The organism is Aquabacterium sp. NJ1 (assembly GCF_000768065.1).
Classification (GTDB): domain Bacteria; phylum Pseudomonadota; class Gammaproteobacteria; order Burkholderiales; family Burkholderiaceae_C; genus Aquabacterium.
This window is the reverse complement of the sequence record NZ_JRKM01000001.1, coordinates 321635-334399: the sequence shown is the minus strand read 5'-3', so window position 1 is coordinate 334399 and position 12765 is coordinate 321635. Positions and strand designations below refer to the sequence as shown.

Annotated in this window: 12 protein-coding genes and 1 tRNA gene; 7 read left to right on the top strand and 6 right to left on the bottom strand. The window is 62.5% G+C overall.

Annotated elements, in window-relative coordinates; translation table 11 throughout:
* Positions 1 to 18 precede the first annotated feature (18 nt).
* From JY96_RS01440 to phaR, 3 genes are all read left to right on the top strand, one after another.
* Positions 19 to 95: transfer RNA gene (locus tag JY96_RS01440), tRNA-Val, on the top strand.
* A 158-nt stretch (positions 96 to 253) separates the two neighbouring features.
* On the top strand, positions 254 to 1216 hold the full coding sequence (locus tag JY96_RS01435; RefSeq protein WP_152606329.1) for a hypothetical protein: 963 nt from the start codon (positions 254 to 256) through the stop codon (positions 1214 to 1216).
* Between the two features lie 83 nt (positions 1217 to 1299).
* The gene (phaR, locus tag JY96_RS01430) at positions 1300 to 1872 is read left to right on the top strand and encodes a polyhydroxyalkanoate synthesis repressor PhaR (RefSeq protein ID WP_081960948.1); all 573 of its coding nucleotides are present in this window, start codon (positions 1300 to 1302) and stop codon (positions 1870 to 1872) included.
* 20 nt (positions 1873 to 1892) lie between these two features.
* On the opposite strand, the gene JY96_RS01425 is transcribed toward phaR, so the two are convergent.
* Positions 1893 to 2543, bottom strand: a complete 651-nt coding sequence (locus tag JY96_RS01425; RefSeq protein ID WP_035034331.1) for an arylesterase — start codon at positions 2541 to 2543, stop codon at positions 1893 to 1895.
* A 33-nt stretch (positions 2544 to 2576) separates the two neighbouring features.
* Here JY96_RS01425 and JY96_RS01420 point away from each other — a divergent pair, with 33 nt between their 5' ends.
* A complete protein-coding gene (locus tag JY96_RS01420; protein ID WP_052162856.1) occupies positions 2577 to 3290 on the top strand; it encodes an ABC transporter ATP-binding protein in 714 nt (237 codons plus the stop codon).
* Between the two features lie 9 nt (positions 3291 to 3299).
* Entirely contained in the window at positions 3300 to 4037 is a 738-nt protein-coding gene (gene rlmB / locus JY96_RS01415) for a 23S rRNA (guanosine(2251)-2'-O)-methyltransferase RlmB (protein ID WP_035034327.1), read from the top strand.
* 28 nt (positions 4038 to 4065) lie between these two features.
* On the opposite strand, the gene JY96_RS01410 is transcribed toward rlmB, so the two are convergent.
* From JY96_RS01410 to bfr, 5 genes are all read right to left on the bottom strand, one after another.
* Positions 4066 to 5256 carry an MFS transporter gene (locus JY96_RS01410; protein ID WP_052162855.1) on the bottom strand — a complete coding sequence of 397 codons (1191 nt, stop codon included), beginning with the start codon at positions 5254 to 5256 and terminating at the stop codon, positions 4066 to 4068.
* Positions 5257 to 5301: 45 nt separating this feature from the next.
* A complete protein-coding gene (locus tag JY96_RS01405) occupies positions 5302 to 6309 on the bottom strand; it encodes a D-2-hydroxyacid dehydrogenase family protein (RefSeq protein WP_035040706.1) in 1008 nt (335 codons plus the stop codon).
* A 75-nt stretch (positions 6310 to 6384) separates the two neighbouring features.
* On the bottom strand, positions 6385 to 6936 hold the full coding sequence (locus JY96_RS23050; protein WP_152606328.1) for a hypothetical protein: 552 nt from the start codon (positions 6934 to 6936) through the stop codon (positions 6385 to 6387).
* 174 nt (positions 6937 to 7110) lie between these two features.
* Positions 7111 to 7338 (bottom strand): bacterioferritin-associated ferredoxin, encoded by a 228-nt coding sequence (locus JY96_RS01395; protein ID WP_035040704.1) that lies wholly within the window; start codon positions 7336 to 7338, stop codon positions 7111 to 7113.
* Positions 7339 to 7433: 95 nt separating this feature from the next.
* The gene (bfr, locus tag JY96_RS01390) at positions 7434 to 7913 is read right to left on the bottom strand and encodes a bacterioferritin (protein ID WP_035034325.1); all 480 of its coding nucleotides are present in this window, start codon (positions 7911 to 7913) and stop codon (positions 7434 to 7436) included.
* A gap of 225 nt (positions 7914 to 8138) precedes the next feature.
* Between bfr and carA the strand changes: the two genes are divergently transcribed.
* Both carA and carB read left to right on the top strand, forming a co-directional pair.
* Positions 8139 to 9311 (top strand): glutamine-hydrolyzing carbamoyl-phosphate synthase small subunit, encoded by a 1173-nt coding sequence (gene carA / locus JY96_RS01385; RefSeq protein WP_035034322.1) that lies wholly within the window; start codon positions 8139 to 8141, stop codon positions 9309 to 9311.
* 87 nt (positions 9312 to 9398) lie between these two features.
* Positions 9399 to 12674, top strand: coding sequence for a carbamoyl-phosphate synthase large subunit (gene carB, locus JY96_RS01380; RefSeq protein ID WP_035034319.1), 3276 nt, complete (start codon positions 9399 to 9401; stop codon positions 12672 to 12674).
* Positions 12675 to 12765 lie beyond the last annotated feature (91 nt).

Genomic DNA, 12765 nt, shown 5'->3' with positions numbered 1-12765 from the left:
CTATAGTAGCGGTCTTGCAGGCGCTTAGCTCAGTTGGTTAGAGCACCACCTTGACATGGTGGGGGTCGTTGGTTCGAATCCAATAGCGCCTACCAAATTCTCATTGCCAGATACCCCTCTTCCGGCCTCCCTACCAAGGGCTTAGCTGGCAAAACCGAAAACCGCTCACAAGGCGGTTTTTTTATTTCCGACGCACTTTTGCTGTCACACAGCCCAGGGCAGAATCGCTCCCCATCAAACACGGAGGGGAGACATGAGCAAATGGCTATTACGCGGCTTGTTGGCAGGCCTCGTCTTGTTATTGGCCTTCTGCGGCGCTTGGTTCGCGCTGGTTCGTCAGGCCAACGCGGACATGGCGCCCATTTCTCGGGCTGATACCCGCGCATCGTTTGAGCGCAGCGTGGCCTGGATGAAGGCTCACGAATCCACGGTCTTGGGAGACGGCAACTCGGCTTTGTGGTGGATGGTCAAGGCGGCGGCCGATCGCACGCAAGATCCCTATCTGACAGACCTGGTCAGCAGGTCCATCAATTTGATCTACGCCGGCAACAAGGCCAGTTCACCCTGGCGCAAGTTGGTCGACCCCCAAGCCGTCATCGTTCCCAATGATCTGTTGGTCGATGAGCTGGTTGCCTATCAGCGCTTCTATTACTACGCGGCCACCTGCCGTGTGGTCGAAGCTGATCAAGGTGGCCCAGGGTCGCAGCAGTTTCTGGAGCGCAATCAATGCCGGCCTTTGTGGCGCAAGGTGTTCCTGGCCGATACCGTCTGCAGCACGCACCAGCTGTACGGCATCCGCATGGCCAGGCAGAGTGGCTGCCAGCTGGAGGCCGGTGTGAGCAGGTTGGAGGAGGAACTGCTGGGGGACATCGAATGGCAACTGCGCATCGATCCAGTTTTCCAGGACGGTTATGTCCAGCGTGTGCTGGCCATGCAATGGGTGGGTGGGGCGTCACGCGTGAAGCCAGCCTGGATCCGGCAGGTGTTGGCGGCGCAGCGCGCCGACGGCGGATGGAGTGGCGATCGTTTGCTGATCGGGGTACCTGACTGGTTGCAGCCCTCGTCGTTCAGGCGCTTGATGAGCGCGCTCATGCCCGGCAGGTTTGCGCAGGGAACACAGGAGTCGGCGTTTCACGCAACCGCGCAAGGACTGCTGTTGATGGCGCTCGCCTCGACTGCGCCGGATGCCGTGGTCTCCAGCGTGTCAGATCGGTAACGGGTGGCCGGCAAGATGGTGCCAATCGCGACCGCAGGCCTCATTACGCTCCTACAATGCAATCAACCTAAAGGAGACCGGTCATGAGCGCAGCCCCGAAAAGTCGCCGCACGAACGCTGAGGACGGCGACGCGTTGCCGCCTGAAGGCGATACAGCGGCTGAGGCGCCGGCCGGCATTCGGGCCATCAAGAAGTACCCGAACCGTCGCCTCTACGACACTCAGACGAGCAGCTACATCACCTTGTCCGACGTCAAGGACATGGTCATGGCGTGCGAGCACTTCGTGGTGATGGACGCCAAGACGGGTGAAGACATCACCCGAAGCATCCTGCTGCAGATCATCCTGGAAGAAGAAACCGCCGGCGTGCCCATGTTCTCGACCCAGGCACTGGCCCAGATCATCCGCTTCTATGGCCACACAATGCAGGGTCTGATGGGCAACTACCTGGAGCAGAACATCCAGTCCTTCATCGATCTGCAATCGCGCCTGACCGAGAGCTCGGTGATGAACCTGCAGAACCCCTTGATGCAGAACTTCATGGGCGGCTACATCGAGCAGTCCCGCCAGATGTTCACGCAAATGCAGGAGCAGATGAGCAAGCAGGCTGAGACCCTGATGGGCAACCTGGGCGCTGGGCTGACACCCAAAAAATAACGGGCGTTATCGCCGCTGTCTCACAGCAGAGGCTGCAGGGCAGCCCAAACCTGATCCAGCATGATCGGGTGGCCCTTGGGCAAGGGGTGGATGCCGTCCGCCTGGAACCAGTCACGGGCATCCGGCCGGTCGGCGATGCCCTTGAGCAGGAAGGGCACCAGCGCGGTGTGCTTTTCCTTGGCCAGTTGCCCGAACATGGCCGCGAAATCATCGGTGTAGCGCTTGCCATAGTTGGGCGGCACCATCATGCCCACCAGCACGACTTGCGCACCGGCTTGCTGGCTGGCCTGGATCATGGCGAGCAGGTTGCCCCGGCTGCTCTTGAGCGACAAGCCCCGCAGCGCGTCGTTGGCACCCAGTTCGATCACCACATGTGTGGGCTTGTGCTGCTGCAACAGGGGAGCCAGGCGCGTTCGCCCGCCCGACGTGGTTTCGCCGCTGATGCTGGCGTTGATGACCTCGCCCGCCAGGCCCTTGTCCTTCAGCCGTGCTTGCAGCAGGTTGACCCAGCCCGTTCCCCGAGGCAAGCCATACTCCGCCGACAGGCTGTCGCCCATGACCAGGATGGTGCAGGCGCGGGCCTTGGCTTGCAAACTGGTCGTGGTGGCCAACAACCCCGTGGCCGCCAGGATCAACGCGCGTCGCTTAAAGTCCAACTTGGTCTGATTCATCTTTCGAGCCGAAGCCTTCCATTGATCGCGCACATGACGCCCACTGCATCCAGCCCGACTCCATTGCCCGCACCCGCCATCGTGGTGCACGACCTCAACAAGGTGGTGGAGGACGCCAGCGGGCCCCTGACCATTTTGCACAATATCTCGCTGACCGTGCCTGCAGGGGAGTCCTTGGCCATCGTCGGTGCATCAGGCTCGGGTAAAAGCACCTTGCTGTCCCTGCTGGCGGGCCTGGATACGCCCACGGGCGGGCAGGTGTTGATGTGCGGGCGCAGCTTGTTTGACCTGAGCGAAGACGAACGTGCCGCGCACCGTGCCACGCATGTCGGCTTTGTCTTCCAGAGCTTCCAGCTTATCGCGCACCTCAGCGCGCTGGAGAACGTCATGCTGCCCCTGGAGTTGCGCGGTGACCGTGAAGCGCGGCGCAAGGCCACGGCCATGCTGGAGCGTGTCGGGCTGGGTGCGCGCCTGCGCCACAAGCCCACGCTCTTGTCTGGCGGTGAGCAGCAGCGCGTTGCCCTGGCGCGTGCGTTTGTCATGCACCCGGACATCCTGATGGCCGACGAACCCACGGGCAGCCTGGATCACGCCACCGGGCAGGCCATCATGGACCTCATGTTCGAACTCAATCGCGAAAACGGCACCACCCTGATCCTGGTGACGCACGATACCCACATCGCGCAGCGCTGCCACAGCCAGATCCGGATCAGTGCCGGCGAGATCATCCACGACATCAGCGGTTAGGATGCCGGCATGAGTCTCAAACTGCTATTTGGCTTCCATGCCGTCTCCGTGCGCCTGAAGGTGGCGCCCAAGTCCATCCGCGAACTGCACGTTGACGCCACCCGGCGTGATCAACGCATGAAACAGTTTCTGGCCAAAGCCGAAGAGGCGGGCCTGCGTGTCATCGACAGCGATGACGACAAGCTGCAGAAACTGGCCGGCACGCATCGCCACCAGGGCGTGGTGGCGCGGGTGGAGGCCATCCAGCAGAGCAACTCCCTGGATGACCTGCTGGACGCCTTGACCGAGCCCGCGCTGTTGCTGGTGCTTGATGGTGTGACCGACCCGCACAACCTGGGCGCCTGCCTGCGTGTGGCCGACGGTGCCGGTGCACACGCGGTGATCGCACCCAAGGACCACGCCGTGGGCATCAACGCCACGGTGGCCAAGGTGGCCAGTGGTGCGGCCGAAACGGTGCCTTATTTCATGGTGACCAATCTGGCGCGCACGCTGACCGAGCTCAAGGAGCGCGACATCTGGATCATCGGCACCTCGGACGATGCGCCGCACAGCCTGTACGAAGGCCGGGACTTCAAGGGGCCGGTGGCCCTGGTGCTGGGCGCCGAGGGCTCAGGCATGCGCCAGCTGACGCGCAAGCACTGCGATGAGCTGGTCAGCATCCCGATGATGGGCGGCGTTTCCAGTCTCAATGTGTCCGTGGCCAGCGGTGTGTGCCTGTACGAGGCGCGCCGTCAACGCCTGGCGTGATCGTCTCCAGCAGACGCCGCAGATCCGGCTACGCCGGTCTGCTGGCGTCGCCCCCTTGAGGGGGAGCGCCGAAGGCGCTTCGGGGGTGGGCCATTTTCTGTGCCCACCAGCTGAGGGCCCACGCCACGATCATCAGGGCCAGGCCCAGCCAATGCAACTGCCCATAACCATGGTGTGTCAACACCCAGCCGCCACCTGATGCCCCCACGGCATGGCCCAAATAGATGGCTGAGGTGTTCAGCGCCATCAAGGCAGGGGCCAGGCGTGGTGAGAGTCCACCCAGGCGCGCCTGCTGGCCCGAGTTGCTGGCAAAGCCACTCAAGGCCCATGGCACCAGCACCAGCGCCAGCAAGGGCAGGGTGTGGCCCAGCGGCCAGGCCAGCAAACTGAGCGCCATCATGCTCAGCGTGATCGTCACAGCTGGCGCCGCACCCATGGAGTCCACCACGCGGTTGAGCACCAGGTTGCCGGCCAGCGCGAGCGAGCCGAACCACGCAAACATCAGGCTGATCTGCTCCGGGCTGGCACCAAACTCATGTTTGTACAGTGGGGCGGCGTAGGCCAGCACCGTGAACTGGCCCGCACTCTGGCAGGCCGTTACCAGCACCACGGCCATCAGCAGGGGCGAGCGAAACACCTTGCGCCACGCCCGCATCGACAGGGCTGGCGGCCGAATACCCGCCGGCAGGCTTTTGTGCACCATCCAGGCTGCAAACAGGCCGCCCACTGCCACCAGCATCATGGCAAGCCGCCACCCCATGCGCTCGCCAATCCACGCGGCCATCGGCATGCCCGCCACAGAGGCAATGGACCAGCCCATGAACACGAATGTGATGTGTCTGCCGCGGTGCGCCGGGGTGCTCATGAAGCCCATGGTCGCCGCGGCCTGCGGGGTGAAAACGGCCGCTGACAGCACGGTCAAGGCCCTTACAGGCCACAGCCACTCGTAATTGGGCGCCAAGGCACACAGCGCGTGGCCCAGCGCATACCAGACCATCGCCCATGTCAGCAGCTTGCGGCGGTCAATGTGGGCCACGGCTGCGGCCAGCAGCGGTGCACCCACGCCCATCATCACGGCGGCAATGGCGATCAGGTGCCCGCCTTGCGTCACACTGATGCCGAGCGAGCGGGTCAGGTCATTGAGCGTGCCGCCCACGACCATCACACCGCAGCCAATCACGAAATTGCCCGCCAGCAGCGCCCATCGCGCTGCGTTCATGCTCTGGCGGGAAAGGGCGCGTTCGAGTTCCAAGTAAGCCCGGCCTCAGTGGTGAACCTTCAAGGCCTCTGGGTTGACGATGTTCGTCGGTGTGCCAGCCATGAAGTTCAGCAGGTTGTCGAACGCCGTGCTGAACAACTGCTCGTAGTTGTCTTGCTCCACAAAGCCAATGTGCGGTGTGCACACGGCGTTTTCCAGCCGAAGCAGCGGGTGCCCCTGCAGGATGGGCTCGCTCTCAAACACGTCCACCGCCGCCAGGCCTGGGCGGCCACGGTTGAGTGCGGCCACCAGGGCGCCGTCTTGCAGCAACTCGGCACGCGAGGTGTTCACCAGCAGGGCCGTGGGCTTCATGCGGCTGAGGTCGTCCAGCGTGATCAGGCCACGCGTGTCATCCGTCAGGCGCAGGTGCAGGCTCAGCACATCGCAGGCCTCGAAGAAGGCTTCGCGTGTCGGTGCAGGGATGCAGCCATCTGCCTTGGCCTTGGCCCGCGAGGCCTCGCTGCCCCACACGGTCACGTGCATGCCAAAGGCCTTGCCATAACCGGCCACCAGTTGGCCAACCCGCCCATAGCCCCACACGCCCAGCGTCTTGCCACGCAGCAGCATGCCCAGCCCGAAGTTCACGGGCATCGACGCAGACTTGAGCCCCGACTGTTGCCACGCACCATGTTTGAGGTTGCCGATGTATTGAGGCAGCCGGCGCATGGCGGCCATCACCAGGGCCCAGGTCAGCTCGGCAGGTGCATACGGCGAGCCCAGCCCTTCGGCCACGGCAATGCCGCGCTGCGTGCAGGCTTCCAGGTCAATGTGAGACCCTACCGGGCCGGTCTGGCAGATCAGCCGCAACTTGGGCAGCTTTTCCAGCAAGGACCTGGGGAAGTGCGTGCGCTCGCGTATCAGCACCAGGGCTTCGGCATCGCGCAAGCGCACGGCGAGTTGCCCTGTGCCTTTGACCGTGTTGGTGAAGACCTTGGCGGCCAAGCCATCAAGCTTGGAGGCGCACTGCAATTTGCGGACGGCGTCTTGGTAGTCGTCCAAAATGATGATGTTCATGGGGCTGTCGGCAGTCCAGCCCGTCATTTTGCTACGGCTGACAACAAACCTGCCCAGTGAGGGCAAGATTTGTGTTCACCAGGACGTGACTTTACCGTGGCGTTGTTCTTCGCGGTTCGACGAGCGCACCGGGAAATGGCTGTCCAGTGCGTCCAGGCGCAACTGGGCCTCGATCTGGCCACGGTGGACCGAGATCACGCGGAAGACGTCCGCGCGCAGGTGCCACAGTTCGCGCAGCGAGCGGGCTTGTTCGACCAGGCTGCGGACCTGGTTGGCGCGCATGGATTGCAGATCCCACATCGCGGAGTTGAACTCCGATTTCACCTTGCGCAAACCGGTGGCCGGCGCGGGGGTACGAGGCAGTTCGTCCATGTCCCACAGCCAGCACCAGAAGCCGGAAAGCCAGGCTTTCCATACCGGGCGGCTGCGCGAGAAAAGAGAAGGGGGTACCACTTGGGCACGACGGTGGCCCAGGCCCGAAGGCGTGCCTTCGCTGTGAACAAAAGAATCATCCACAGATGTCGGGCCGCATTTGACCGAAGTCAGCGCGGGGCGTGCTTGAGTTTGATCCGCTGATTGCTCAGCGGGCGCTGCTGCGTCGTCGTTCGAGAAGAAGAATGAAGCCATGTCGCCCTCAAGGATTCCGCTTTGACCAGCGGTTCGTCCTTGGTATCGGCTGCTTGGGGCGCAGGCTTGAGGGCCCTTGAGGCTCGAAACACGCCTTGAAAGGGCGCGGTTCTCACACCTTGAAACGTTTGACGATGAACTTGTTCAGGGCGTGAATTTGTCTCGGCCGCTGAATCAGGCGGGGATGACGGGGGCGGAGGTGAGCGGGATGACGCGGGCAGCCTGGCGGGTAGCCTCGTCCGCGCAGGCGCCCGCCAGCGTTTCGCGCGCACAGGTTTCGCAGCGACCGCAGCAGGTCGCGACGCCGGTTTCCATCTGCAGGTCTTCGAAAGAATCGCAGCCAGCCGCGGCCAGGCGCTTGATGTCGCGGTCAGACACGCGGTTGCAGACACAGACGATCATGTTCACCACCAGGCAAGAGAAGAAGCAATGGCATCATTCTAAATGAGAATGATTCGTATGCAATCGCTTGATCAGGTGCCCGGTGGGGGCATTGTTCAGCTGCTGACTTCACCCATCATGGACTGCAGGTAGTTGGGCAGGCCCACCTTGTCGACCAGTTCGATCTGGGTCTCCAGGAAGTCGATGTGCTCTTCGGTGTCGTCCAGAATGGCTTGCAGCAGGTCGCGTGACACGAAATCGCGCACCGACTCGCAGTAGGCTATGCCGTCCTTGATGGTGCCCTGGGCGCCACTTTCCAGCTTGAGGTCGCAGGCCAGGATCTCCGGCACATCCTCGCCGATCATGATCTTGCCCAGGTCCTGCAGATTGGGCAGCCCGTCCAGCATGAAGATGCGCTCCATCAGCTTGTCCGCGTGCTTCATCTCGCCGATGGATTCTTCGTACTCCTTCTTCGCCAGCTTGTCGAAGCCCCAGTGTTTCAGCATGCGGTAGTGCAGGAAATACTGGTTCGTGGCGGACAGCTCGTTCTTCAATTGAGCATTGAGGTGCTCGATGACTTTGGGGTCGCCTTTCATGGAATCCTCACTGATGCGGGTGCGTGGTTGCGGGGGATGATGACTTGACGGTGACAGGATCGGTTATACTCCTAAGGTTTACCCGCAACCACCCCCCCGCCTAGCGAAACCCCAATCGGTTCCTTTACTGGACTCGAACTTGTCACGCCCGTACGACGCTTGCACGCGTCAAGCAGGTCAGACGAGGGCAGAGCTGGGCGCGCACAACAAACGGAGAATGAACCCGTGCTGCCCGTACTGCCCCAAGCTCTTCTGGCCCTCGCAGACGGCACGGTCTTTCTAGGCACTTCGATCGGCGCTGCCGGTCACACTGTCGGCGAAGTGGTGTTCAACACCTCGCTCACCGGCTACCAAGAAATCCTCACCGACCCGAGCTATTGCCGCCAGATCGTCACGCTGACGTATCCGCACATCGGCAACTACGGTGTCAACGGTGAAGACGTCGAAGCCTCGAAAGTCCATGCCGCTGGTCTGATCATCAAGGATCTGCCCATCCGCACTTCCAACTTCCGTCAGACCCAGACGCTGTCGCAATACCTGCAAGCACAAGGCACCGTCGGCATCGCCAACATCGACACCCGCAAGCTGACCCGACTGCTGCGCACCAAGGGCGCCCAGAACGGTGCCATCGTGGCCCTGCAGCTTGGTCAGGCCGTGACCGATGCCGTGATCGCCGATGCGATTGCCAAGGCCAAGGCTGCGCCCAGCATGGCCGGCCTGGATCTGGCCCAGGTCGTGACCCGCGCCGATGTCGGCCAGTGGGCCGAAACCGAATGGAAGCTGGCCAACAAGGAGCTGGGTGGCAAGCCCGGTTTCGGCAAGCAGACCGCCCCGAAATTCCACGTGGTGGCCTATGACTTTGGCGTCAAGCGCAACATCCTGCGCATGCTGGCCGAGCGCGGCTGCAAGGTCACCGTGGTGCCTGCCAAGACGCCCGCTGCCGAAGTGCTCAAGTACAAGCCTGATGGCATCTTCCTGTCCAACGGCCCTGGGGATCCGGAGCCTTGTGACTACGCCATTGCCGCAGCCAAGGAACTGATCGAAACCGGCATCCCGACTTTCGGCATCTGCCTGGGTCACCAGATCATGGCGCTGGCTTCGGGCGCCAAGACCTTCAAGATGAAGTTCGGCCACCACGGCGGCAACCACCCCGTGAAGGACCTGGACACTGGTCGCGTCAGCATCACCAGCCAGAACCACGGTTTCGCTGTGGACGAGAAGACGCTGCCCGCCAATCTGCGCGCCACGCACATCTCCCTGTTCGACGGCACGCTGCAAGGCCTGGCCCGTACCGACAAGCCCGCTTTCTGCTTCCAGGGTCACCCGGAAGCTTCGCCTGGACCGCATGACATCAGCTACCTGTTCGATCGTTTCACTGCGCTGATGGAGAAAAAATGATTAGCCCCCAAGCTTGCGGCTTTGCCGCTTCGCAGCCCCCCAAGGGGGAGCGTGCCTCCTTTGAGGCGGCTCGGCAGGAGACACGAAATGCCTAAGCGCACAGACATTAAAAGCATCCTCATCATCGGCGCCGGCCCGATCATCATCGGTCAGGCCTGCGAATTCGACTACTCCGGCGCCCAGGCCTGCAAGGCCTTGCGTGAAGAGGGTTACAAGGTCATCCTGGTCAACAGCAACCCTGCGACCATCATGACGGACCCGAATACGGCCGACGTCACCTACATCGAGCCCATCACCTGGCAGGTGGTTGAGCGCATCATCGCCAAGGAACGCCCTGACGCGATCCTGCCGACCATGGGCGGCCAGACCGCGCTGAACTGCGCGCTGGACCTGCACAAGCACGGCGTGCTGGACAAGTACAAGGTCGAGATGATCGGTGCCAACGAGCACGCGATCGAGAAGGCCGAAGACCGTCTCAAGTTCAAGGACGCGATGACCTCCATCGGCCTGGGCTCGGCCAAGTCTGGCATCGCCCACACGCTGGAAGAAGCCTGGGCGGTGCAGAAACGCATCCAGGCCGAAATCGGTGGCTCCGGCTTCCCGATGGTGATCCGCCCCAGCTTCACGCTGGGTGGCACCGGTGGTGGCATTGCCTACAACCCCGAAGAGTTCGAAGAGATCTGCAAGCGTGGTATCGACCTGTCGCCTACCAACGAACTGCTGATCGAAGAGTCGCTCATCGGCTGGAAAGAGTACGAGATGGAAGTGGTTCGCGACAAGGCGGACAACTGCATCATCGTGTGCTCGATCGAGAACCTGGACCCCATGGGTATCCACACCGGTGACTCCATCACCGTGGCCCCGGCTCAGACCCTGACCGACCGCGAATACCAGTTGCTGCGCAACGCCTCCATCGCCATCCTGCGCGAAATCGGCGTGGAAACCGGCGGCTCCAACGTGCAGTTCTCGATCAACCCGGTTGACGGCCGCATGGTCGTGATCGAGATGAACCCCCGCGTGTCGCGTTCGTCGGCGCTGGCCTCCAAGGCCACGGGCTTCCCGATCGCCAAGATCGCAGCCAAGCTGTCGGTCGGCTACACGCTCGACGAGCTGAAGAACGACATCACCGGCGGCGCTACCCCCGCTTCGTTCGAGCCTTCTATCGACTACGTGGTCACCAAGATCCCGCGTTTCGCTTTCGAGAAGTTCCCTCAGGCTGACAGCCGCCTGACCACGCAGATGAAGTCCGTGGGCGAAGTGATGGCCATGGGCCGTACCTTCCCGGAGTCCTTCCAGAAGGCCCTGCGTGGCCTGGAAACCGGCATCGATGGCCTGACCGAACGCAGCAACGACCGCGAGGAAGTGCTGGAAGAAATCGGCAATGCCGGCCCGGAGCGCATCCTGTTCCTGGGTGATGCCTTCCGCCTGGGCATGAGCCTGGAAGAGGTCTTTGAAGAAACCAAGGTGGATCCCTGGTTCCTCGCTCAGATCGAAGACATCGTCAAGACCGAAGCCGACGTCAAGGCCCGCAAGCTGGAGACCCTGAGCGCTGAAGAGATGCGCTACCTGAAGCAAAAGGGCTTCTCGGATCGCCGTCTGGCCAAGCTGATGGGCACCAACCAGCACGACGTGCGTCGCGCTCGTCACGCCATGAATGTGCGCCCGGTCTACAAACGCGTGGACACCTGCGCTGCCGAGTTCTCGACGCAAACCGCCTACATGTACTCGTGCTACGAGACGCTGGGCGGCGAGTGCGAAGCCGAGCCAACCGACAAGAAGAAGATCATGGTGCTGGGCGGTGGCCCGAACCGCATCGGTCAAGGTATCGAATTCGACTACTGCTGTGTGCACGCTGCACTGGCCATGCGCGAAGATGGTTACGAGACCATCATGGTCAACTGCAACCCCGAGACAGTTTCCACCGACTACGACACCTCCGACCGCCTGTACTTCGAGCCCGTGACGCTGGAAGACGTGCTGGAAATCGTGGACAAGGAAAAGCCGGTTGGCGTGATCGTGCAGTACGGCGGTCAGACGCCATTGAAGTTGGCGCTCGACCTCGAAGCCAACGGCGTGCCCATCATCGGCACCTCGCCTGACAGCATCGACATCGCCGAAGACCGCGAGCGCTTCCAGGCTCTGCTGCACAAGCTGGGCTTGAAGCAGCCGCCCAACCGCACGGCTCGTACCGAAGAAGCCGCACTGCAACTGGCACAAGAGATCGGCTACCCGCTGGTGGTGCGTCCTTCTTACGTGCTGGGTGGCCGCGCGATGGAAATCGTGCATGGCGACAAGGATCTGGAGCGCTACATGCGCGAAGCCGTCCGTGTGTCTGACAAGTCGCCTGTGTTGCTGGACCGCTTCCTGAATGACGCGGTTGAAGTGGACGTGGACTGCATCTCCGACGGCACCGACGTGATGATCGGCGGCATCATGGAGCACATCGAACAAGCTGGCGTGCACTCCGGTGACTCGGCCTGTTCGCTGCCTCCGTACACGCTGTCGCAACCCTTGCAGGAAGAGCTGCGTCGCCAGACCGCACTGATGGCCAAGGCCCTGAACGTGGTCGGCCTGATGAACGTGCAGTTCGCCATCCAGGGCGACGTGACCAAGGGTCTGAACGACGCCACGGTCTATGTGCTGGAAGTGAACCCACGCGCTTCGCGCACCGTGCCTTATGTGTCCAAGGCAACCGGCCAGCCGCTGGCCAAGATTGCCGCGCGCTGCATGGCCGGCCAGAAGCTGAACACGCAGAAGTCGCCGGATGGCAAGGCGCCTCGCGAAGTCGTGCCGCCTTACTTCACCGTCAAGGAAGCCGTCTTCCCGTTCAACAAGTTCCCGGGTGTGGACCCCGTCCTCGGCCCTGAAATGCGTTCGACCGGTGAAGTCATGGGCGTGGGTGTCACCTTCGGTGAAGCCATGCTCAAGAGCCAGCTGGGTGCCGGTTCGCGCCTGCCGACCAAGGGCACCGTGTGCATCTCGGTCAAGGATGGTGACAAGGCGCGTGCCGTGGCCGTGGCCAAGGACCTGGTCTCGCTGGGCTTCAACGTGGTGGCCACCAAGGGCACCGCTGCGGCCATCGCTGCGGCCGGCGTGCCGGTCAAGCCGGTGAACAAGGTCAAGGACGGTCGTCCGCACATCAGCGATGCGATCAAGGCCGGTGAAATCCAGCTGGTCTTCACGACCGTGGACGAAACCCGCACCGCCATTGCCGATTCGCGCAGCATCCGTCAGGCCGCCCTGGCCAACCGGATCACCTACTACACCACCATGGCCGGTTGCGAAGCCGCCGTGGAGGCCATGAAGCACCAGGACGATCTGGTGGTGTATTCGCTGCAAGAGTTGCACGCCAAACTGCACTAAACTGCGAGCTCCGTCGGGGCCGTCCAGCCTCGCGGAGTCCAGACAAGCAAGAGGGCCGCGCCCGGCACCGTCAACAGATGGTCAAGGTCGC